The following is a 21,325-nucleotide window of genomic DNA, read 5'->3' as shown; positions in this document are numbered from 1 at the left end:
CTCGCCGGCTCAGCTCGTCATCCGGCGCTGGGCGTTCTTGACCAGCCCGCCGCCGATGATGAGGCGCTGGATCTCGCTGGTGCCCTCGTAGAGGCGTAGCAACCGCACCTCGCGGTAGATGCGCTCCACCGGTACCTCGCGCATGTAGCCGCTGCCGCCGTGGATCTGGACGGCCAGATCGGCGACCTTGCCCGCCATCTCGGTGCAGAACAACTTCGCCGATGACGGGGCGATGCGCCGGTCCTCACCGGTCACCCAGAGCCGCGCGGCCTCGCGGACCATGGCTCGGCCGGCCATCACCCCGGTCTGCTGGTCGGCCAGCATGGCCTGCACCAGTTGGAAGCTGCCGATCGGGGTGCCGCCCTGGGTCGCGGTCGCGGCGTAGTCGATTGATTCGTCGAGCGCGCGCTGTGCGCTGCCGACGGCCAGCGCGGCGATGTGCACACGCCCGCGGGCCAGCGAGGTCATCGCCGCTCGGTAGCCGATGTCCTCGCTGCCGCCGATGAGGGTGTCATGGCCGACGCGCACCTCGTCGAAGGTCACATCGGAGGTCCACGCACCCTCCTGGCCCATCTTGGCGTCCTTCGCCCCGACGGTCAGCCCCGGTGCGTCCGCGGGGACCAGGAACACCGCGATGCCCGGGCCGTCGGCATCGGCTGGCCGGGTGCGCGCGAAGACGATGAACAGGTCGGCGTCGGGAGCATTGGTGATGTACTGCTTCTGGCCGGTGATCACCCAGTCGTCGCCATCGCGAACGGCCTTGGTGCGCAACCCCGCCGGGTTCGACCCGGCGCCGGGCTCGGTGAGCGCGAAGGACGCGACGACCGCACCCGAGGCGATACCCTCCAGCCAGCGCGCCTTCTGTTCGTCGGTGCCGAAGCCGACCAGGACCTGACCGGCGATGCCGTTGTTGGTGCCGAACATCGACCGCAGGGCCAGGCTGGTGTAGCCGAATTCGAGCGCCAGTTCGACGTCCTGGACCAGGTTCAGTCCCAGCCCACCCCATTCGGCGGGGATGGCGTACCCGAACAGGCCCATGTTCTTGGCCTGCTCGCGGATATCGTCGGGCACCCGGTCGGCGGCCATGATCTCCGACTCCCGCGGCACCACCTGGGTGCGGATGAACTGCCTGGTGGCGGCAAGGATGTCGGCGAAGTCGGCATCCGAGACGGTGTCTGTCGACTGCGGTGCGGTGACGCTCTCGGCCATCGGCGGGGTCCTCCTGTGGAACCGGGTGTGGTTTGATCCTGGAAATATCATATTTTATGTTTGGGACAGCTCGCGCTTGAGGAGGGTGCCTTCATGGCTCTGTTGGACGGTCGGACCGCGGTGATCACCGGTGGTGCGCAGGGAATCGGTTTCGCCATCGCGCAACGCTTCGTCGCCGAGGGCGCCCGGGTGGTCCTCGGGGATCTCGACCCCGACGCCACCGAGGCCGCCGTCACCGCACTCGGCGGGGCCGGGGTCGCCACGGCGGTGCGGTGCGATGTCACCGATGCCGGCCAGGTCACCGAGCTCGTCGGCGCCGCGGTCGAGCGCTTCGGCAGTCTCGACGTCATGGTCAACAACGCGGGTATCACCCGCGATGCCACCATGCGCAAGATGACCGAGGAGCAGTTCGACCAGGTGATCGCGGTGCACCTCAAGGGATCGTGGAACGGCACCCGGCTGGCCGCCGGCATCATGCGCGAAGCCAAAAGCGGTGCCATCGTCAACATCTCGTCGATCTCCGGCAAGGTCGGCCTGGTCGGACAGACCAACTATTCGGCCGCCAAGGCCGGTATCGTCGGCCTGACCAAGGCGGCCGCCAAGGAGGTGGCGCACCTCGGGGTGCGGGTCAACGCGATCCAGCCGGGACTCATCCGGTCGGCGATGACCGAGGCCATGCCGCAACGCATCTGGGACCAGAAGCTGGCCGAGATCCCGATGGGCCGGGCGGCCGAACCCAGCGAGGTCGCCTCCGTCGCCCTCTTCCTGGCCTCGGACCTGTCGTCGTACATGACCGGGACCGTGCTGGAAGTGACCGGCGGGCGGCACATCTGATGCGCACCGCCGTGATCTGTGAGCCGGTCCGCACCCCGATCGGCCGCTACGGCGGCATGTTCGCATCGTTGACCGCTGTCGAGCTCGGAGTGGCCGCCCTGCAGGGGCTGCTGCAGCGCACCGGGGTGCAGCCCGACGCCGTCGACGATGTCGTGCTCGGGCACTGCTATCCCTCGCCCGAAGCGCCCGCCATCGGGCGGGTGGTCGCGTTGGACGCGGGACTTCCGATCACCGTCCCCGGCATGCAGATCGACCGGCGCTGCGGTTCGGGCCTGCAGGCCGTCATCCAGGCCGCCCTGCAGGTCGGCAGCGGCAACAGCGATCTCGTGATCGCCGGCGGCGCGGAGTCGATGAGCAATGTCGCCTTCCACTCCACCGACATGCGCTGGGGTGGGGCCCGGGGCGGCATCACGGTGCACGACGGACTGGCCCGCGGGCGCGTCACCGCCGGCGGCAGGTTCCATCCCGTGCCCGGCGGCATGCTGGAGACCGCGGAAAATCTGCGGCGTCAGTACAACATCTCGCGCACCGAACAGGACGAACTCGCGGTGCGCTCCCATCAGAAGGCCGTCGCCGCGCAGGACAGCGGAGTGCTGGCCGAGGAGATCATCGCGGTCACGGTGTCCTCGCGCGCCGGCGAGCAGGTCATCTCCACCGACGAGCACCCGCGCGCGGACACCTCTGTCGAGGCGTTGGCCAAACTGCGCCCCGTGCTGGGCAAGACCGACCCCGATGCCACGGTCACCGCAGGCAACTCCAGCGGGCAGAACGACGCGGCGTCCATGTGCATCGTCACCACCCCTGAGCGGGCCGCTGACCTCGGGCTGAAACCGCTTGTCCGAATGGTGTCCTGGGCGGTCGCCGGTGTCGCACCCGACATCATGGGAATCGGTCCCGTGCCGGCCACTGCCCGGGCGCTGGACAGGGCGGGCCTGTCGCTGGCGGACATGGACCTGATCGAACTCAACGAAGCCTTCGCCGCGCAGGCGCTGGCCTGCACCAGGGAGTGGAAGTTCGGCGAATCCGACTTCGAGCGCACCAATGTGCGTGGGTCCGGGATCTCACTCGGACATCCGGTCGGGGCGACCGGCGGACGGATGCTGGCCACGCTGGCCCGCGAACTCGACCTGCGCGGTGCCCGCTACGGGCTGGAGACCATGTGTATCGGTGGCGGGCAGGGCCTGGCCGCCGTGTTCGAAAGAGTTGCGGTATGACCAGCGAGAAGCGGAGCGGGATCGCCCATGACTAAGTTGGCACAGACTGCCGGTCTCACCGACGTCCAGGCGGAGATCGTCGCCACGGTACGCCAATTCGTGGACAAGGAGATCATCCCGAACGCCCAGGAGCTGGAGCATTCGGACACCTATCCGCAGCACATCGTCGACCAGATGCGGGACATGGGTCTGTTCGGCCTGATGATCCCCGAGGAGTACGGCGGGCTGGGGGAGTCGCTGCTGACCTACGCACTGTGCGTCGAGGAACTGGCCCGCGGCTGGATGAGCGTGTCCGGTGTCATCAACACCCACTTCATCGTCGCGTACATGATCCGCCAGCACGGCACCGACGCCCAGAAGCAGCGGTATCTGCCGCGGATGGCGACCGGCGAGGTGCGCGGGGCGTTCTCGATGTCCGAACCCGAGTTGGGTTCCGACGTCGCGGCGATCCGCACCAAGGCTGTGCGCGACGGGGATGATTACCTGATCACCGGCCAGAAGATGTGGCTGACCAACGGTGGCAGCTCCACGCTGGTGGCCGCGCTGGTCAAAACCGATGAGGGAGCGGACAAACCGCACCGCAACCTGACAGCTTTCCTGATCGAGAAGCCGGCCGGTTTCGGCGAGGTGGCGCCCGGGCTGACCATCCCCGGCAAGATCGACAAGCTCGGCTACAAGGGCATCGACACCACCGAGCTGATCTTCGACGGCTACCGGGCGTCGTCCGACGACGTGCTCGGGGCGGCGCCCGGCACGGGTTTCGTCCAGATGATGGATGGTATCGAGGTCGGTCGGGTGAACGTCTCCGCGCGGGCCTGCGGTGTCGGCATCCGGGCGTTCGAGTTGGCGATCCGGTATGCGCAGCAACGGGAGACGTTCGGCAAGCCGATCGCCGGGCATCAGGCCATCGCCTTCCAGCTCGCCGAGATGGCGACCAAGGTCGAGGCCGCGCACCTGATGATGGTCAATGCCGCCCGGCTCAAGGACTCCGGTGAGCGTAACGACGTCGCCGCCGGGATGGCCAAGTATCTGGCCAGTGAGTTCTGCGCCGAGGTGACCCAGCAGAGCTTCCGGATCCACGGCGGGTATGGCTATTCCAAGGAATACGAGATCGAGCGGCTGATGCGCGACTCGCCGTTCCTGCTGATCGGCGAGGGCACCAGCGAGATCCAGAAGACCATCATCAGCAAGAATCTCCTCGATGAGTATCGGCTCTGAGCCCGACTTCACGGCCCGCCCGCAACTGTCCGATGACGTCGCCCGGGTGGTCCGGCGCCGGATATTCGACGGCACCTATCCGGCCGGGGAATACCTGCGCCTGGACCAACTCGCGGCCGATCTGGGTATCAGTGTCACCCCGGTGCGGGAGGCGCTGCTGAACCTGCGGGCCGAGGGGCTGCTGGTGCAGCACCCGCGCCGGGGGTTCATGGTGCTGGAGTTCACCGCCCGCGACCTGGCCGATGTCGCCAACGTGCAGGCCTATGTCGGCGGCGAGCTGGCCGCACGTGCGGCCGAGAACATCAGCACCGAACAGCTTTCGGAGCTCAAGTCCATCCAGGACAGCCTCGAGCGGGCCTACCAGGACACCGATCCGGACCGCACCGTCCGGCTCAACCACGAGTATCACCGGTTGATCAACGTCGCCGCGGCCTCACCCAAGCTCACCCAGTTCATGTCCGGCATCACCCGCTATCAGCCGGAGTCGGTGTTCCCCACGCTGGAAGGCTGGCCCGCACAGTCGATCAGGGACCACCGTCGCGTGATCGACGCCCTGGAGCGCCGTGATCCGGACGCGGCCCGGTCGGCGATGGCCGAACACTTCACCGTTGGCGTGACCCCGCTGACCGAGCACCTGATCGCACGTGGCGTGATCACCGAGGATGCCGGCGCCGGCTGATCACGTGCGCGGCATCCGCTGCCGCAAGCTGTCATAGATCGGCGGGCACCGCAGCCCCTCGGCGACCAGCACCGCGGCTGCCGTGGCGGCCAGCATCGGCACCGCGACCGTTGTCGTGGCGGTCATCTCGGCGACGACGACGATCGCGGTGAGCGGTGCCCGGACCGTGGCTCCGAAGAACGCCGTCATCCCGACGATCGCGATCGGGATCGCCAGGTCGGCGTGCGCACCGGGCCACACCGCGTCGAACACCCCGAGGAACAGCACGCCCCACAGTGTGCCGATGGCCAGGAGCGGCGCGAACAGACCGCCCGGCACCGCCGCCGCGTAGGACAGCGGGCCGGCGACGAACCGCACGGCGAGGAACCCGGCCACCGACCACAACACCACCGAGTCGGCGTCGAGCAGCAGTTGGTTCAGGGTGTCCCCGCCGCCGCTGGCGAGTGGCTCGACGAAGGTCACCAGCCCGATGATCGCCCCGATTGCCGCCGCACGCGCCACCGCAGGCACCCGGGAGATGCGTGCCGCCCCGTCGAGGAAACCCAGCACCAACCGGTTGTAGAGGACACCGAGTACGCCGGTCAGAAGCCCGAAGACGATGAACAGCGGCAGCCACGAAAGGCTGGGCGACACAACGCTTCCGACGTCGAAATCCGGCTCGTCGCCGGTGACGAGCCGGGAGCACGCGACGGCGGTGGCCGTGGCGGCGACGGTGGCCAGCACCGTCCGCAGCCGCACCGACTTCGTGACCTCCTCCAGGGTGAACAGCACGCCGGCCAACGGTGCGTTGAATGCGACGGCCAGGCCGGCGCCGCCGAGCGCCGCCTGCAGCATCCGCACGTCCTGGTCGGGCAGCCGGCCACGCCGGGCCGCCTCGGCCCCCAGCGCCGCACCCATGTGCACCGTCGGGCCTTCGCGGCCCAGGACCAGGCCGGATCCGATGGCCAACACGCCGCCGACGAACTTCGCGGGCAGCAGCGTCGGCAGCGCAGGCTCGGCGTCACCACGGTGCACCGCCTCGACGTGTTGGATACCGCTGCCGGCGGCCAACGGGATCCGCCGGACGATTGCGGCGGCGAGGGCGGCACCGGCGGCAGCGGCGAGCATCGGCACGAGCCAGCCCGGCCCGGGCAGCCGCTGCGCCCAGTCGACCAGGTCACCGCGCAGGATATCGGCGCGTTCCAGGCACCATCGGAAAGCGCCACCGAGGAAGCCGATGCCGACGCCGGCGATCGCCGCGGCGACGCAGACCCGTACGAGCCCGGGCGACCGTGGCGGGGGCGGGTGCGGCTCGGCCGTCATGATGTTGCGACGGTACCCCTGGTTGGGCCGTTCGGCGGCACGTCGGGGGGAGCGGGTCGCCTGGTTGACGCTCGTCAGAATTCGTTGACGCACGTCAAATGCGCTGATAGCGTCCGGCGGGCAGAGTGTGAGCAGCTCGCCGGGGCGAGCGCAGCGACGGGAGCATGCCGTGACCACCACCTTCGTCGACAAACCGCCCCGCACAGCGGTCATCGGCGCCGGGATCAGCGGCCTGACATCGGGCAAGATGCTCAAGGACTACGGCGTCCCGTACACCACGTTTGAGGTCTCCGACCGGATCGGTGGCAATTGGGCATTCGAGAACCCGAATGGGATGAGCAGCGCCTACCGGTCACTGCACATCGACACCTCCAAACACCGCCTGTCCTTCAAGGACTTTCCGATGCCGGAGCACTACCCGTCCTTTCCGCACCATTCGGACATCAAGGCCTACCTCGACTCCTACGCCGACGCCTTCGGACTGCTGGACAACATCGAGTTCAACAATGCGGTGGTGTCAGCCCGCCGACGCGAGGGCGGCGGTTGGTTGATCGTCGACCAGGCCGGTTCCGTCCGCGAATTCGACCTGCTCGTCGTCGGCAACGGCCACCACTGGGACGCCCGGTGGGCATCCTTCCCCGGGACCTTCGACGGGGAATCCATTCATTCCCATCACTATGTGGACCCACAGACCCCGTTGGCGCTGACCGGCAAACGCATCCTGGTGGTCGGCATCGGCAACAGCGCAGCCGATATCACCGTCGAACTGTCGTCGAAGACCCTGCAGAACAAGGTCACCCTGTCGACCCGCTCCAGTGCGTGGATCGTGCCGAAGTACCTGGCCGGTCAGCCGGGGGACAAGATCTTCAAGACCAATCCGCACATTCCGCTGTCCTGGCAGCGTAAGGCGGCGCAGCTGCTGGCACCGCTGGTAGGTGCGGACCCGACGAAATACGGCCTGCCGCCGGCCAATCACAAACTGTTCGAGGCGCATCCGACCCAGTCGGTCGAGCTGCCGCTGCGGCTGGGTTCGGGAGATGTGATCCCGAAGCCGAACGTCCGCTTGCTCGATGGCGACACCGTGCACTTCGAGGACGGGACGTCCGATCAGTTCGACGTCATCATCTATGCGACCGGGTACAACATCACCTTCCCGTTCTTCGATCCGGAGCTGATCAGCGCACCGGACAACCAGATCCGGTTGTACAAGCGGATGTTCAAGCCCGGCTTCGAGGACCTGGTCTTCATCGGCTTCGCGCAGGCCATCCCGACGCTGTTCCCGTTCGTCGAATGCCAGGCCCGCCTGCTGGCTGCCTATGCCGCGGGCAGATACGCACTGCCGCCGGCCGCCGAGATGGAACGGGTGATCGACGCCGACCAGCAATTGCATGCCGGGCACTGCACCAACCGTCCCCGGCACACCCAGCAGGTGGACTACTTCTACTACGAGCACGACATCCGGACCAAGGAGATCCCGGCGGGTATTCGCCGCGCCGCAGTCGCCGGGTCGGCGACAGCTGCCCCGGCGACCGAGGTTCGGGTATGAGGTCGCCCACCGATCGCCGGCCCGCACTGCGCAGCGACGAACGGCGCGAGGCCATCCTCGACTCGCTGGACCGGTGGCTCAAGGAGTCCAACCTCGACGCGATCAACGTCGCCGAGATCACCGCGCAGGCCGGTGTGACCCGGTCGGCGTTCTACTTCTACTTCGAGAACAAGGCGGCCGCGGTCGCTGCGCTCATGGAGCGGATGGTCAACGAAACCTTCGTCGTCAACGAGGAGTTCACCACCGGAACCGATTCCCCGCGTGACCGGGTCTACGCGATGCTGCGCGGTCTGTTCGACACCTGCGACCGGTACCGGCACGTCTTCAACGCGATGCTGGAGGCGCGCGGATCGAGTGCGACGGTCCGCCAAATCTGGGATGACGCGCGCGATGCCTTCATCCCGTCGGTGGCCGAACTGATCCGCACCGAACGTGACGCCCCGGATCCCGAGGTGCTGGCGACGGTCCTGTTGGAATTCAACGATCGACTGCTCGAGCGATTCATCCTGGGCGGCCGACTGTCCCGCGAACAACTGTTGGACGGCGCGGCAGCGGTGTGGCTGAGCACGATCTTCGGAGAGCTGCGATGAGCTATCGCGAGGTGTGGTTCACCTCGGACGGAACACGCTGTAGCGGTTGGCATTTCCAGGCGGCCGGTGACGCGGACCGCCCGGTCGTGGTCATGGCGCACGGTTTCGGCGGAACGAAGGACTCCGGTCTCGAACCGTTCGCGCAGCGCTTCGCCGACGCCGGCATCGACGTGCTGGCCTTCGACTATCGCGGTTTCGGCACGTCCGAAGGCTCACCGCGACAGACCATCTCGCTGATACGCCAGCTCGCCGACTTCCGCAACGCCGTCGCCTTCGCGTCCAGGTTGCCCGGCGTGGATCCGGCGCGGGTCGCGTTGTGGGGCGCGTCGATGTCGGGCGGACACGTGTTGCAGGTGGCCGCGGATCTGCCCGATGTGGCCGCCGTGATCGCCCTGACACCGTTGACATCAGGACTCGCCGCCGGCCGGGCCGCGGTCAGCGAGCGCGATGTGTTGACCGCGCTGCGCTGGACGGCGACCGGCGTGCGCAGCAGGCTGGCGGTGGCCCGCGGCGGCACGGCCACGCTGATGCCGATCGTCGGGCGGCCGGGGGAGCCGGGCGCCTTGACCCTGTCGGGTGCCTACGAGAGTTATCTCGCGATGGCCGGACCCAGCTGGCGCAACGAGGTCGACTCCTCGGTCGGGATGGAATTGGGCAGGCTGAACGTCAAGGCCGCCGCCCGCCGCGTGCGCTGCCCGGTGCTGGTGCAGATCGGAGACTTCGACCGGTTCGTGCCGGCCGGGGCGGTGGCGAAGACGGCGGAGGCGGCCAGGGCGCAGGTGCACCGGTATGCCTGTGATCACTTCGACGTGTGGCCGGGCAATGACTGGTTCGACAAGACCGTGGGGGATCAATTGGCGTTCCTGCGGCGGGTGCTTCTGGTCTGAGTTGCCCGCCTGGCGCAGTGAGCGCCGCGGGCACGTCGCCCTGGAGTCGCCCGCCTGGCAAGCGACATTCGAGCGACACGAATTTCTTTGGCCCCGTTTATCACTCGTGTCACAAAGTGGCCTTCTTTGTCGGTGGTCCGCACTAGCGTTTTGGTCATGAGTTCGGACGTGGTGGGAAGTCGGGTCGCGGTACAGACCGCGTTGTCCGACCGCGCCGCGTCGGTGAAGGCGCTGTTGGATGCCGATTTGACGGCTTTCGACACCGCGGAGTTGTTGGCCATCCAGTCCGAACGCGAAGAGCGTGCCCGCGCCGATGAGGCCATCGATCACCGGATCCTGGCGGCGTTGATGGGCCGGGCCACGGCCCATGAGATCGGTGGGAAAACGTGGGCGGATGTGCTGTCCACCCGGATGCGGCTGTCCGGTGCCGAGGCGGGCCGCCGGATCAGGGCCGCCAAGGATCTCGGGCCGCGCCATGCCATTGGTGGGGAACCGCTAGCACCGCTGCTGCCGGTGTGTGCGCAGGCCCTGGCCGAAGGCACCATCAACGACGGACACATCGCGGTGATCCGCAAGGCGGTGAAAGAGGCCGCGAAGTATGTCAGCCCCGCCAAATGCGCAGAGCTGGAGCAGATCCTGGTCCCGGTTGCGGTGGTCGGTTCGCCCGAGACCGTCACCGAGGCGGCCACCCGGGCGTTGATGCTGCTCAATCAGGACGGCAACGGACCCGACCTCGCCCGGCACAAGCGCGGGCTGCGGATCGGCAAACAGGATGCCGACGGTCTGACCCATATCAGTGGATGGGTCGACGCCGAGCTGGCCGCCTATCTGGGCACCGCGCTCGACGTGTGGGCCCGGCCCGGGGTCAACAATCCGGAGGATCCAGACTCGGCGGCCAATCCCGAGCCCAACCCACTCGACAACATCGACGTGGACAGCGGCGGGGACGTATCGCCGACAACCGACGTCCAGCCGGAGCGCGATCACGCCGATCCGAATCCGAAGCCGGAGGCCGACAGCAGCACCGATTGGCCGGCCGCGTCCCCGCCGCAAGCCGATGCCGGATCGGGTTGTGAGGTCGACACACGGCCGCTGCCCACCGATGAACTCGCCGACCGGATGGACGCGGTGGCGACGGCGCAGGACGCCGAGCCTCGCCCGGTCTTCGACTTCGAGCCGCCGGCCGATACCGCCGCCGCGCGCGACTCCCGTACCCGATCTCAGCGCAATCATGATGCCCTCAAGGCCATCCTGCGTGACACCCTCATGTCCAAACGCCTGGGCAGTCATGGTGGATTGCCGGTGACCCTGGTGGTGTCCACCACGCTGCGCGAGTTGGAGGAGGGCGCCGGCGTTGCGGTCACCGGCACCGGGGTTCTGATGCCGATGCCCGACCTGATCAGGCTGGCCGAACACGCGTACCACTATCTGGTGGTGTACCGAAAACACACCGCCGAACCGCTATATATGGGCCGCACCAAACGGCTGGCCACCAAAGCCCAGCGCCTGCTGCTGTACAACCGCGACCGCGGCTGTACCCGGCCCGGATGCACTCGGTGCGCCAATCAGTGCCAGGCCCACCACGCCGACCCCAGCTGGAAGAACGGCGGCCGCACCGATGCCAACACCCTGGGCCTGGGCTGCCCGCCGGACAATCAACTCGCCGAACTGGGCTGGACCACAAAGATCGATCCCGATACCGGTCGCGTGCACTGGTATCCGCCGCCCCTGATGGATACCGGCGGCGACACCGTCAATCACCACTTCCATCCCGAGGAACTCCTGGGTCGCCCGGAGGAACTGCCGGGACACCTCCGGGAACCGTTCGGCCACCTCGACGAACCATCCGCCGGGGAAGACCAGCAGTAGTCCGGCATACCGGCATACCCCGAACGGTCCGACGTCGCCATACTGTAATACTTACAGTCGATACTTCGACGGAATGGACTCAGCCGATGGCAGGCGTTCTCGACGGGATTCGGGTGCTCGACTACGGCCGCTTCATCGCCGCACCCTGGTGCAGCGCGATCCTGGCCGACATGGGCGCCGACGTGCTGCGCGTCGAGAAACGGGAGGGCGGCGAGGACCGCTGGGTGCAGGCCGTCACCGACGGTGGCGAGGGCGGCACATTCCTGCAGTGCAACCGCAACAAACGATCGCTCACCCTGGATTCCACCACCGCTGCGGGAGCCGAGATCACCCGCCGCCTGGTGGCCCGCGCGGACATCGTGATCGCCAATATGCCGGCCGCCGGGATGCGGGCGAACGGACTGGATTACGACACGCTCAGAGCCGTCAAACCCGATATCATCCTGGCCAGCGCCACCGCCTACGGGGAGGGCGGGCCCTACAGCAACAAGATCGGCTTCGACGGTGCGGGACAGGTCATGTCGGGCGCGGTGTACCGGCAGGGTCTGCCGGACCAACCCATCCGAACCGTGGTGCCCTACACCGACTTCGGCACCGCGCTCACCCTCACCATCGGCGTCATGATGGCGCTCTACCATCGCGACCGCACCGGCGAGGGGCAACACGTGGAGGGCGCACTGCTGCCGACCGCCCTCATGCTGTCCAATGCCTTCCTGATCGAACGCGAGCTCCTGCAGAAGGACAAGCCGCGGATGGGCAACAGGGGCGCGTCGGTCGCCCCATGCGATCTGTACCGCACCGCCGACGGTCAGTGGGTGCTGCTGCAGGTGGCCGGCCGGCCGATGTTCACCCGCTGGTGCCGACTAGTCGACCGCGCGGATCTGATCGATGACCCGCGGTTCGCCGACGATGACATCCGTTGGGAGAACGGCGATATCCTCAACGACATCATGGCCGACTGGTGCGCCGACAAGACCAAGGCCGAGGTGCTCGACCTGCTGGACAAGGCCAAGATGCCGGCCGCTCCGCTGCATTCGACCCAAGATGTCCTGGACGATCCGCACATCGCCGCGATGGGCTACCTGCATCGGATCCCGTTCCCCGGAGCCGCCCGCGACGTCCCGATCATCGAGACACCGTTCCGCATGTCGGCCACCCCGGGCAGCATCCGGCACCGCGCCCCGTTGCTCGGCGAACACACCGACGAGGTCCTGCGCGAGATCGGTTACGACGCCGACCAGATCGCGAGACTACGCACGGACGCCGTCGTCTGAGTGCAGCGTCCGCGCAGGCGTTCGTCAAGGCCCGCGCCGCCCAGGTCCGTCAGCTCAGGCACGGCTGTGGAAATGTGTTCGCACCGCACCGAGATCGGCCTTGCCCGAGGGAGTGCGGGGGATCTCGTCCACGACGGCGATCTCGGTGGGAATCTCGTAGCGTGCCAGTCGACCGGCCAGGAACTCGGCGAGTTCGGCATCGGTGACCGGGCGCCGTAACTCGACCATCGCCACCGGCGTCTCGCCCAGGCGTTCGTCGGCGCGACCGATCACGGCGGCGCCACGTACGGCGGGGTGACTCTCCAGGGCGGTGCGGACGTCATCAGGCAACACCTTGAACCCACCGCGGATGATCGCCTGGTCGGCCCGGCCCAGGATCCAGAGGAAGCCATCGGCATCGATGCGGGCCAGGTCGGTGGTGCGGATCCAGTCCGCATCCGCGCCCAGCTGCGCCGGTTTGACCTCCAGCAGACCGGGGGTGTCCGGTCCCAGCTCACCGCCGCCCTCGTCGACCACCTGCAGCCGGGCGCCCGGATTCGCCCGGCCCACGCTGCCGCGCTTGCTCGTCCAGAACCGTTCGTGGTCGGTCAGCGTCCAGGAGGCCACCCCGCCGCCGAACTCGGTGGCGGCGTAGGACGTCAGCACCGGGATGCCGAACTTTTCGGCGAACGCATCGGCGTCCTCGGCCGCCAGCGGCGCGGTGCCCGAGGTGACGACCCGTACGCTCGCCAGATCCTCGCGGGTCAACTCGGAGTGCAGCACCATCCGCAAGGCGGTGGGCACCAGCGAGACCGCCCGCGGCCGGTGTTCGCGCACGGCATCGGCCCAGCGCCGCAGCTCGAACTTCGGCAGCAGCACGAACGGGCGGGCCTCGCTGACACACAGCAGGATTCGGAACACCCCGCCGATGTGCACCAGCGGCGAATTGACGATGGCCACCCCGCGACGCAACTCGGTGAGATCTTGCCACGGCTCGTGGCCCAGAACGCTGCGCGCCAGCATGTCGTAGGTAAGGTCGACCCGCTTCGGCGGTCCGGTGGTCCCGCTGGTCAGCATCCACACCGCGACACCGGGACGGCCGGCGTCATCGGCCGGCGCACCGGTCACCGACGCGTCGTGGTCCAGACCGGAGATGATGATCTGCCGGGTGCCCTCGGCCGGCGTCACGAGACGGGTGTGATCCTCGGCCGTTCCGATGATCACCGGCAGTGCGAGCGCGCTGATATCGGCGCGGGTCCGCTCATCTCCGCGGGCCGGATTGATCACCACGACGGTGCCGCCGGCCTCCAGGACGCCGAGCAGCGCGGCGACGTGTGCGGGCTGATTACGCAGCATGATCCCGACGCGGTGGGTACCGGCGAGCGCGCCGATCCGTCGAGCCAGGGTGCCGAGCTCACCCCACGTCGACCAGACGCCCTCGTAGTGCAGCGCCGGTGCCGACGGGTCCAGATCGAGGACGGTGCCGATCCGGCGCGACAGCGGATGGCGCATCAGCGGATCCGCGGGACGGTCTTGGCCGGTGGCCGGGCGGCGAGTTCGTCCTTGGCGATCGGATTGCCGAGTCTGGTGTAGATCAGCCCCTGATCCATCGCGGCACGGTACGGCTTGTCCAGGGACTCCCAGATCGCTTTGACGGTGCCCTGGGTGGCGGTGGGAGGTTTTGCCGCGATCGTCGCGGCGATCTCGGCTGCCCGGTCCCACAACACATCGCGCGCCACCACCTCGGTGACCAGACCGATCCGCAGGGCCGTCTCGGCGCTCACCCGTTCGTCGTTGCCCAGCAGCGCCATCCGCAGGGTGTCGCCGAGGCCGATCCGGCGCATCAACCCGATGGGCTCCAACGCCGACACCAGGCCGGCGCTGACGTGTGAATCGAAGAAGGTGGCGTCCTGCGAGCAGATCACCACATCGGATTCGTTGACGAAATACAGCGCGCCGGCGGTGCACATCCCGTGCACCGCGCACACCACCGGCTTCCACATCTTCTGCCATTTCGGGCTGAGCAGTTCACCCGGATCCTCGTGGTTCCACACGATATCGGGTTGCCCGTAGCGGGATTTCACGTCCAGGCCGGCACTGAAGGCACGGTCGCCGGCCGCGCGCAGGACCACCGCGTTGATGTCCTCGTCCTCCTTGATGGCCTGCCAGGCATCGCGCATCTCATGGCACATGGCGCGGTTGAAGGAGTTCAGTGCGTCGGGACGGTTGAGCGTGATCGTCGCGACCCGGACGGTGTGATCGACGTCGAGCAGGATGGTGTCCATGCCTACCGCGCCTGCCAGTTCGGAGTGCGCTTCTCGACGAATGCGCGCGGACCCTCCAGCGCGTCCTCGGTGCGGGTGACCCGTTCCCGGAACGTCTCGGCGAGGATCTCGCCCTCGTGCAGGGGCAGGTCCAGAGTCTTGTGGATGGCCAACCGCGTCCCGCGCACCGCCAGCGGAGCATTGCGGTTCACGGTGTCGGCGATCTCGCGGGCCCGCTCCAGCAGGCGGGAGTGTTCGACGATCTCGGTGATCAATCCCAGCTCATAGGCGCGTTCGACGGTCATCCGTTCGTGCTTGCCCATCAACGCCATGCGCAGCGCCACCGACCGCGGTAGTGCCTTGGCCAACCGCACCATCTCGCGGGCGGCGACCAGTCCGATGCTGACATGCGGGTCGAAGAAGGTGGCCTGATCGGAGGCGATCACGATATCGCCGGTGGTGACCCAGTCCAGGCCTGCACCGCAACAGATTCCGTTGATGGCGACGATCACGGGCTTGGTCATGGTGCGAAATGGGGGAGTGCCCTCCTGGGGGGCTTCCCACTGTTCGTAGGTGGACAGGTAGGGCCGTTCGTTGACGACCTTTCCGTCGCCCGGGATCTCGCTCACGTCGGCGCCGGTGCAGAACGCACGCCCGGTGGCGGTGACGATCATCAGCCAGACGTCGTCATCGTCTTCGACCCGCCGGTAGGCATCGCGTAACTCGGTGATCATGTGTGGCGACAGCGCGTTGAGGGCATCGGGGCGATCGAGCGTGATCGTCGCGGTGCGGCCGTGAACCTCGTACCGGATGGTGTCGTACATGACTACCTTTCAGCGGCCTGTGAAGTCGGGATCGCGACGCTCGGTGAACGCCGCCAGGCCCTCTTTGAAATCCGCCGTGCGGCAGGACAGTTCGAGGTTGGACAACTCCTGGTTCAGGGCCTGGCCGAGGGTGGCGTGCTGACCGAAGGCGATGGCCTGTTTGGCCAGTCCGATGGCGACTGTCGGGCCGCCGGCCAGCCGGGCCACCAGCGCCTCGGCTGCGCTGTCCACCTCATCAGTGGGAACGGCGGCGTGGATCAGACCCCAGTCGGCGGCGTCCGCTCCGCTGACCTGCTCCCCGAGCAACACCATCCGTTTGGCCCGGGCGATGCCGGCCAACCGGGGCAGCAGCCAGGTGGTCCCCGAGTCGGGACTGAAGCCGCGGGTGACGAATGGTTCCCAGAAGGTGGCCTCGGTGTCGGCGACAGTGAAATCCGCGGCCAGGGCCAGATTACAGCCCAAGCCGACGGCCCAGCCGCGGACCGCGCACACCACCGGCAGCTGGATGGTGGCGAGCAGTTCGATGACCCGGTGCGCGGTGTGCGGGATACGGCGGACCAGATCGCCGGTGCGCGGACGCGTCCCGGAGTTGGTGGCCACCCAGTCGGCGCCCGCGCAGAAGTCGGCACCGCCGCCGGTGAGCAGGACCGCCCGCAACGAGTCATCGGTGGCGGCCGCGGTGAGGGTGCCGACGAGACTGTCGATCATGCTGTGGTCCAGCGAGTTCCGTCGCTGCGGACGGTTCAGGGTGATACGCAGGATCGAGCCCGTGCGAGCGGTGTCCACCGAACCGTCACCCACCTGGCACCCGAACCTTTCCCGAGCCATACAGTTGCCCATACGGTAGGCAATGCGGTTACTATCCTGTACAAGCTAGCAAGGAAAGGTCGTCGATGGAAGGACAGGCCTGCCGCATCCGGCGACCGCGGGTGGCCGCCGGCACCGACAAAACCATTGAAGCGAGGCCGAATTCGCATGACCGATGACCGCGTGCTCTTCGAGGTGGATGCCGACCGCCGGATCGCCACCATCACGTTCAACAATCCGGCCCGGCGCAACTCCTATGACGCCACGATGCGGGACGAGATCGCCCGCTACCTCGACGTCGTTGCCGAGGACGACGACCTGACGGTGGTCCTGCTGCGCGGGGCCGAAGGTGTGTTCAGCACCGGGGCGGACATGAACAACGCTTACGGGTGGTACGGCGACGCGCGCACGGGCGAGGGCGAGCAGACGGCCGGGCGCGGCTCCCGGCCGAGTCAGCGCCGACGGCTCACCGTGGACCGCAAATCCTTCGGCTTCTATCACAACTTCATGGGCTTCCCGAAGGTCACGGTGGGGGAGATCAGCGGGTACGCGCTGGGCGGCGGTTTCGAGATGGCGCTGATGACCGACATCTCGGTGATCGCCCGCGACACCAGGATCGGCATGCCGGCCACCCGGTTCCTCGGGCCCGCGCTGGGCAGCCTGCACATGTTCTTCCACCGGCTCGGCCCGGTGCTGGCCCGGCGGATGCTGCTGACCGGGGACATCATCGAGGCCGGCGCCGTGGAGCACCTCGGCGTCTTCACCGAGATCTGTGCCGCGGCGGAGGTGCAGGCGCGCGCCCGGTACTGGGCGAGCAAGGCCGCGAAGATGCCCGCCGACGGTGTGGTGATCGCCAAGGAGGCGTTCCGGCTGGTCGAGCAGAGCCAGGCCTACCAGGGCGAAGAGGTCGCCAGCTACCTGTTCCACGCCTACGGCACCAACCTGCAGTTCGCCCCGGGAGAGTTCAATTTCGTCAAGACCCGCGCCCAGCACGGAACCCGGGAGGCCTTCCGGCTACGCGACGAGCACTTCGATGTACCTGAACCGCATGTGCCGGAGCCGCAGTAGCCAACCGCACGCGACGGCACCTACAGTGGGTGCTACGTTTACATAATCATCGGAGATCGTAAAGGCGGTACACATGTCCTCACCCGTTATCGTCGGTGCAGCCCGCACCGCCATCGGCCGGTCGTTCAAGGGGACACTGGTCAACACGCCGCCGGACGCGCTGCTGGGCGCGGTGCTGCCCGAGGTCGTCCGCCGCGCGGGCATCGACCCGTCGGCGATCGATGACATCATCATCGCCGAATCGCACTACGGCGGCGGTGACCTGGCCCGCTACGCGGCCCTGGTGGCCGGCTTCGAGAACGCACCCGGACAGGCCGTAAACCGGCACTGCGCGGGCAGCCTGACCGCTATCGGCAATGCGGCGGCCCAGATCGGTTCCGGTATGGAGCGGGTGCTGGTCGCCGGCGGCGTGCAGTCGCTGTCGATGACGCCGCTGATGAACCAGCGCATCCCCGGCCCGGAACTGAAGTTCGAGGAGCGCTGGCTGCCCCCGATCCATGTCGAGACCCCGGACGCGCCGTCGCGCGATATGTCGATCACCGTCGGCTGGAACACCGCGCAGTCCTATGGGCTGACCCGCGAGGAACTCGACGCGTGGGCGGCCCGGTCGCATCAGCGGGCGGTCGCGGCTCAGGACGCCGGCAAGTTCGATGACGAGATCGTGTCGCTGAAGGTGACCCAGCCCGACGGCTCGGTCATCGATTTCAGCGTCGACGAGCACCCCCGTCGCGATACGACCGTCGAGAAGCTCGCCGGCCTCAAAGTCCTGCATCCGGAGATCGAAGGATTCTCCATCACCGCGGGCAACAGCAGTGGCACCAACGACGCTGCCGCTGCTGTCGCACTGGTCGCCGACGATTACGCGACCGCGGAGAACCTCAACGTGCTCGCCACGGTACGGGCCTGGGGTTCTGTCGGCGTGCCTGCCAAGGACACCGGCCTCGGCGGAGTGAAGGTGATCGCCAAGGTGCTCGATCGCGCGGGTCTGAAGCCCTCGGACGTCACGCTGTGGGAGATCAACGAGGCCTTCGCCTCGGTGCCGGTGGCGGCGGTCCGCGAATACGGTCTCGACGAGGAGCGGGTCAATTACTCCGGTAGCGGCTGCAGCCTCGGCCATCCCATCGCGGCGTCCGGCGCGCGGATGATCACCACCCTGGTCTACGAACTGCAGCGGCGCGGCGGTGGCATCGGGGTGGCCGCCATGTGCGCCGGCGGCGGTCAGGGCGGCGGCGTGGTCATCGAGGTGTAGTCACCCGGCGGACTTACCCCGGCCCTTCGGGGCCGGGGTTTTCGTCTTGGCACCCGACTCGAGGCGGCGCGTCGCGTGTTCGAGGATGCACTCCAGGCCGAACTCGAAGTTGTTCTCGTCCGAGGCGCCGAAGCTGTGCCCCTCGCCGGTCACCTGCGCGAGCAGTGGCGCGACGTCGGGATCGATGACCAGGGTCTGGTCGAAGGCGCCGGGGCCCGCCTCGTCGGTCTGGTTCTTCTCGGCCAGGCGCTGCAACACCACCGATCCGCGCACGTGCAGGGTGACCGCCGAGTAGGTGTCGAAGGCATCCTCGGCGGACAGGCCGGCCTCGACCAGTCCGGCAATGGCCTTCTCCATCTCCAGCACACCGACCTTGGCGGCGCGCGGGCTCAGGGCGGCCCGGATGAGGATCAGATCGCAGAGAATCGGGTTGCCGGTGAACGTCTTTCGCATGGTGCGGGCATGATTGCGCAGTGTCTCGCGCCAATCCTTGGCCTCGACATACGGCGTCGCGAAGACGTATTCGCTCAGCGCACGATCGGTCATCGCGTTCAGCAGGTCGTCCTTCTTGCGGAAGTACCAGTAGATGCTGGTGACGCCGACTCCCAGATGCTTGCCCAGCAACGGCATGCTGAGGTTGTCGATCCCCACCTGCTCGGCGAGTTCGAACGCACCCTTGATGATGTCGTCGGGATTGATCGACCCGCGCTCGCGGCGCTGTCGTTTCTCGGCAACCGGCTTCGCCACTACGGCCACCTTTCCTCGTCAGAGCTCCAGCAGTGAACCGTCAAGCTTACCGGTAGGCATACCGTCGTGACGGTACGCGCATTCTCGCAGCGGTGATACCAGCCTCTCGGCCGGTTACCGTAATGAATATAGTAGTGTTTTCCGCAGTCCGACCTGCCCGTAGCAGCCGATTGCGAGGATGAAGAGTGGCCGACGAAATCCTGACCGAACGCCGGGACCGAACCCTGATCATCACCATCAACCGGCCGGAGGCGCGCAACGCCTTCAACCTGCCGGTGGCCAAGGGGTTGGCCGCTGCGATGGACGAGCTCGACGACAGCCCCGAGCTGTCAGTCGCGATCCTCACCGGCGCGGGCGGAAACTTCAGCGCCGGAATGGATCTCAAGGCGTTCGCCTCCGGTGAGCTGCCCTATGTCGAGGGACGCGGTATCGGCTTCACCGAGCGCCCGCCGCGCAAGCCGGTGATCGCCGCGGTCGAGGGTTACGCCCTGGCCGGCGGCACCGAGATGGTGCTGGCCACCGACCTGATCGTCGCGTCCCGCGAGGCCAAGTTCGGCATCCCGGAGGTCAAGCGCGGGCTGGTCGCCGGCGGCGGCGGGCTGCTGCGGCTACCGCACCGCATCCCGTATCAGAAGGCGCTCGAACTCGCGTTGACCGGCGAGAACTTCACCGCCGAGCAGGCCGCCGAGTGGGGCTTCGTCAACAAGCTGACCGAGCCCGGCGGTGCGCTCGACGGAGCGTTGGAGCTGGCGGCGAAGATCACTGCCAACGGACCGCTGGCCGTGGCGGCCACCAAGGAGATCATCGTCAAATCGGCCGAATGGAGCCGAAGCGAGATGTGGCAGAAGCAGAACGAGATCATGGGCCCGGTGTTCGGATCAAAGGATGCCATCGAGGGCGCCACCGCGTTCGCCGAGAAGCGCACGCCGAACTGGACCGGGAGTTAGTGGATCTCGGCTTCGCCGGCGCGGCCACCGTTGTCGTGGGAGGTGGTCGCGGCATGGGATTCGCGACGGCACAATGCCTTGCCGACGATGGAGCCAGGGTGGCGATCGTCGGCCGGTCGCTGGAGGTTCTCGACGCGGCGGCCGCGGAGCTGACCCGCCGGGGCAGCCCGGATGCCGTGGCGATCGTCGCCGACACCGCTGACGATGACAGTGTGCGGCGGGCGTTCGCCGAACTCGCAGACCGCTGGGGTGAGGTCAACGCACTGATCAACACCGTCGGTCCGGGTGCGGCGGGCAACTTCGAGGAGCTGACCGACCAGCAGTGGCAGGAGGCGTTCGACGCCGGACTGATGGGCATGATCCGCTGCGTGCGCGCTGCATTGCCGTTGCTGCGCAAGGCCGGCTGGGGACGTATCGTCAACTTCTCGGCACATTCCACGCAGCGGCAGAGCACCCGGCTGCCGGCCTATACCGCCGCCAAGGCCGCGGTGAACAGCGTCTCGAAGAACCTGTCGCTGCAGCTGGCGCCCGACGAGATCATGGTGAACGTGGTGTCCCCGGGCAGCATCTCCTCCGAGGCGCTGTTGGGCTGGGCCGGTTCGGTCGGTGTCGACGGTACCGACCCGTATGCCCTGATGTCGGCGATCGACGAGCACTTCGGGCATCCCGCGCACCTGCCGCGGGCGGGTCTGCCCAACGAAATCGGCCCGGTGGCGGCGTTTCTCGCCTCGAGGCGCAACTCCTACATGACCGGTGCCAACATCAACGTCGACGGCGGCAGCGACTACATCTGACGCGTTCGGTTGACCCGACCCGAG

At 67.7% G+C, this 21,325-nt stretch carries 20 protein-coding genes; 13 read left to right on the top strand and 7 right to left on the bottom strand.

The window, feature by feature from the left end; all coding sequences use genetic code 11:
- Positions 1-9: 9 nt before the first annotated feature.
- Positions 10-1,209 carry an acyl-CoA dehydrogenase family protein gene (locus tag BST17_RS08305; protein ID WP_083056981.1) on the bottom strand — a complete coding sequence of 400 codons (1,200 nt, stop codon included), beginning with the start codon at positions 1,207-1,209 and terminating at the stop codon, positions 10-12.
- A gap of 93 nt (positions 1,210-1,302) precedes the next feature.
- On the opposite strand from BST17_RS08305, the gene fabG reads away from it, so the two are divergent.
- The 4 genes from fabG to BST17_RS08285 are packed head-to-tail and all read left to right on the top strand — an operon-like array spanning position 1,303 to position 5,154.
- Positions 1,303-2,043 carry a 3-oxoacyl-ACP reductase FabG gene (fabG, locus tag BST17_RS08300; RefSeq protein ID WP_083057131.1) on the top strand — a complete coding sequence of 247 codons (741 nt, stop codon included), beginning with the start codon at positions 1,303-1,305 and terminating at the stop codon, positions 2,041-2,043.
- The gene (locus BST17_RS08295; protein ID WP_083056979.1) at positions 2,043-3,257 is read left to right on the top strand and encodes an acetyl-CoA C-acetyltransferase; all 1,215 of its coding nucleotides are present in this window, start codon (positions 2,043-2,045) and stop codon (positions 3,255-3,257) included. Before fabG ends, BST17_RS08295 begins: the two co-directional genes overlap by 1 nt.
- A gap of 27 nt (positions 3,258-3,284) precedes the next feature.
- Positions 3,285-4,475, top strand: coding sequence for an acyl-CoA dehydrogenase family protein (locus tag BST17_RS08290; protein ID WP_083056977.1), 1,191 nt, complete (start codon positions 3,285-3,287; stop codon positions 4,473-4,475).
- Complete coding sequence (locus tag BST17_RS08285) at positions 4,459-5,154, top strand: GntR family transcriptional regulator (RefSeq protein WP_083056975.1); 696 nt, start codon at positions 4,459-4,461, stop codon at positions 5,152-5,154. The genes BST17_RS08290 and BST17_RS08285 overlap by 17 nt, the downstream gene beginning before the upstream one ends.
- On the opposite strand, the gene BST17_RS08280 is transcribed toward BST17_RS08285, so the two are convergent.
- Positions 5,155-6,456: a H(+)/Cl(-) exchange transporter ClcA gene (locus tag BST17_RS08280; protein ID WP_083056973.1), complete on the bottom strand. Its 1,302-nt coding sequence runs from the start codon at positions 6,454-6,456 to the stop codon at positions 5,155-5,157.
- 169 nt (positions 6,457-6,625) lie between these two features.
- On the opposite strand from BST17_RS08280, the gene BST17_RS08275 reads away from it, so the two are divergent.
- The 5 genes from BST17_RS08275 to BST17_RS08255 all read left to right on the top strand — a co-directional run bounded on the left by BST17_RS08275 (position 6,626) and on the right by BST17_RS08255 (position 12,622).
- On the top strand, positions 6,626-8,002 hold the full coding sequence (locus tag BST17_RS08275; protein WP_083056971.1) for a flavin-containing monooxygenase: 1,377 nt from the start codon (positions 6,626-6,628) through the stop codon (positions 8,000-8,002).
- On the top strand, positions 7,999-8,592 hold the full coding sequence (locus BST17_RS08270; RefSeq protein WP_083056969.1) for a TetR/AcrR family transcriptional regulator: 594 nt from the start codon (positions 7,999-8,001) through the stop codon (positions 8,590-8,592). Before BST17_RS08275 ends, BST17_RS08270 begins: the two co-directional genes overlap by 4 nt.
- Positions 8,589-9,479 carry an alpha/beta hydrolase gene (locus BST17_RS08265; RefSeq protein WP_083056967.1) on the top strand — a complete coding sequence of 297 codons (891 nt, stop codon included), beginning with the start codon at positions 8,589-8,591 and terminating at the stop codon, positions 9,477-9,479. Before BST17_RS08270 ends, BST17_RS08265 begins: the two co-directional genes overlap by 4 nt.
- A gap of 156 nt (positions 9,480-9,635) precedes the next feature.
- The gene (locus BST17_RS08260; protein WP_083056966.1) at positions 9,636-11,348 is read left to right on the top strand and encodes an HNH endonuclease signature motif containing protein; all 1,713 of its coding nucleotides are present in this window, start codon (positions 9,636-9,638) and stop codon (positions 11,346-11,348) included.
- A gap of 86 nt (positions 11,349-11,434) precedes the next feature.
- A complete protein-coding gene (locus tag BST17_RS08255) occupies positions 11,435-12,622 on the top strand; it encodes a CaiB/BaiF CoA transferase family protein (protein WP_083056964.1) in 1,188 nt (395 codons plus the stop codon).
- A gap of 54 nt (positions 12,623-12,676) precedes the next feature.
- Here the strand turns inward: BST17_RS08255 and BST17_RS08250 are convergent, their stop codons facing one another.
- The 4 genes from BST17_RS08250 to BST17_RS08235 are packed head-to-tail and all read right to left on the bottom strand — an operon-like array spanning position 12,677 to position 16,517.
- The gene (locus tag BST17_RS08250) at positions 12,677-14,113 is read right to left on the bottom strand and encodes a class I adenylate-forming enzyme family protein (RefSeq protein ID WP_083056962.1); all 1,437 of its coding nucleotides are present in this window, start codon (positions 14,111-14,113) and stop codon (positions 12,677-12,679) included.
- Positions 14,113-14,886 carry an enoyl-CoA hydratase/isomerase family protein gene (locus BST17_RS08245; RefSeq protein WP_083056961.1) on the bottom strand — a complete coding sequence of 258 codons (774 nt, stop codon included), beginning with the start codon at positions 14,884-14,886 and terminating at the stop codon, positions 14,113-14,115. The genes BST17_RS08250 and BST17_RS08245 overlap by 1 nt, the downstream gene beginning before the upstream one ends.
- A 2-nt stretch (positions 14,887-14,888) precedes the next feature.
- Positions 14,889-15,689: an enoyl-CoA hydratase/isomerase family protein gene (locus tag BST17_RS08240; protein WP_083056959.1), complete on the bottom strand. Its 801-nt coding sequence runs from the start codon at positions 15,687-15,689 to the stop codon at positions 14,889-14,891.
- Between the two features lie 9 nt (positions 15,690-15,698).
- Complete coding sequence (locus BST17_RS08235; protein WP_083057128.1) at positions 15,699-16,517, bottom strand: enoyl-CoA hydratase/isomerase family protein; 819 nt, start codon at positions 16,515-16,517, stop codon at positions 15,699-15,701.
- A 147-nt stretch (positions 16,518-16,664) separates the two neighbouring features.
- On the opposite strand from BST17_RS08235, the gene BST17_RS08230 reads away from it, so the two are divergent.
- Positions 16,665-17,564, top strand: a complete 900-nt coding sequence (locus tag BST17_RS08230; RefSeq protein ID WP_207573591.1) for an enoyl-CoA hydratase/isomerase family protein — start codon at positions 16,665-16,667, stop codon at positions 17,562-17,564.
- Positions 17,565-17,637: 73 nt separating this feature from the next.
- Positions 17,638-18,813, top strand: coding sequence for a thiolase family protein (locus tag BST17_RS08225; RefSeq protein ID WP_083056957.1), 1,176 nt, complete (start codon positions 17,638-17,640; stop codon positions 18,811-18,813).
- Here the strand turns inward: BST17_RS08225 and BST17_RS08220 are convergent, their stop codons facing one another.
- A complete protein-coding gene (locus BST17_RS08220; protein WP_083056956.1) occupies positions 18,814-19,560 on the bottom strand; it encodes a TetR/AcrR family transcriptional regulator in 747 nt (248 codons plus the stop codon).
- 185 nt (positions 19,561-19,745) lie between these two features.
- Here BST17_RS08220 and BST17_RS08215 point away from each other — a divergent pair, with 185 nt between their 5' ends.
- Together BST17_RS08215 and BST17_RS08210 are read left to right on the top strand one after the other, a co-directional pair.
- Entirely contained in the window at positions 19,746-20,507 is a 762-nt protein-coding gene (locus tag BST17_RS08215) for a crotonase/enoyl-CoA hydratase family protein (RefSeq protein WP_083056954.1), read from the top strand.
- Positions 20,507-21,301, top strand: a complete 795-nt coding sequence (locus BST17_RS08210; protein WP_083056952.1) for an SDR family NAD(P)-dependent oxidoreductase — start codon at positions 20,507-20,509, stop codon at positions 21,299-21,301. Before BST17_RS08215 ends, BST17_RS08210 begins: the two co-directional genes overlap by 1 nt.
- Positions 21,302-21,325 lie beyond the last annotated feature (24 nt).

This window comes from Mycolicibacterium bacteremicum (assembly GCF_002086115.1).
GTDB classification, from domain to species: Bacteria; Actinomycetota; Actinomycetes; order Mycobacteriales; family Mycobacteriaceae; genus Mycobacterium; species Mycobacterium bacteremicum.
Note: the sequence above shows the minus strand (reverse complement) of the source record. Positions and strands in the feature narration are given on the sequence as shown.

Bases quoted from the DNA above. Each gene is read 5' to 3' on its own strand.
- BST17_RS08305 (WP_083056981.1), bottom strand. From the start codon at position 1,209: ATGGCCGAGAGCGTCACCGCACCGCAGTCGACAGACACCGTCTCGGAT.
- fabG (WP_083057131.1), top strand. From the start codon at position 1,303: ATGGCTCTGTTGGACGGTCGGACCGCGGTGATCACCGGTGGTGCGCAG.
- BST17_RS08295 (WP_083056979.1), top strand. From the start codon at position 2,043: ATGCGCACCGCCGTGATCTGTGAGCCGGTCCGCACCCCGATCGGCCGC.
- BST17_RS08290 (WP_083056977.1), top strand. From the start codon at position 3,285: ATGACTAAGTTGGCACAGACTGCCGGTCTCACCGACGTCCAGGCGGAG.
- BST17_RS08285 (WP_083056975.1), top strand. From the start codon at position 4,459: ATGAGTATCGGCTCTGAGCCCGACTTCACGGCCCGCCCGCAACTGTCC.
- BST17_RS08280 (WP_083056973.1), bottom strand. From the start codon at position 6,456: ATGACGGCCGAGCCGCACCCGCCCCCGCCACGGTCGCCCGGGCTCGTA.
- BST17_RS08270 (WP_083056969.1), top strand. From the start codon at position 7,999: ATGAGGTCGCCCACCGATCGCCGGCCCGCACTGCGCAGCGACGAACGG.
- BST17_RS08265 (WP_083056967.1), top strand. From the start codon at position 8,589: ATGAGCTATCGCGAGGTGTGGTTCACCTCGGACGGAACACGCTGTAGC.
- BST17_RS08260 (WP_083056966.1), top strand. From the start codon at position 9,636: ATGAGTTCGGACGTGGTGGGAAGTCGGGTCGCGGTACAGACCGCGTTG.
- BST17_RS08255 (WP_083056964.1), top strand. From the start codon at position 11,435: ATGGCAGGCGTTCTCGACGGGATTCGGGTGCTCGACTACGGCCGCTTC.
- BST17_RS08250 (WP_083056962.1), bottom strand. From the start codon at position 14,113: ATGCGCCATCCGCTGTCGCGCCGGATCGGCACCGTCCTCGATCTGGAC.
- BST17_RS08245 (WP_083056961.1), bottom strand. From the start codon at position 14,886: ATGGACACCATCCTGCTCGACGTCGATCACACCGTCCGGGTCGCGACG.
- BST17_RS08240 (WP_083056959.1), bottom strand. From the start codon at position 15,689: ATGTACGACACCATCCGGTACGAGGTTCACGGCCGCACCGCGACGATC.
- BST17_RS08235 (WP_083057128.1), bottom strand. From the start codon at position 16,517: ATGGCTCGGGAAAGGTTCGGGTGCCAGGTGGGTGACGGTTCGGTGGAC.
- BST17_RS08230 (WP_207573591.1), top strand. From the start codon at position 16,665: ATGACCGATGACCGCGTGCTCTTCGAGGTGGATGCCGACCGCCGGATC.
- BST17_RS08225 (WP_083056957.1), top strand. From the start codon at position 17,638: ATGTCCTCACCCGTTATCGTCGGTGCAGCCCGCACCGCCATCGGCCGG.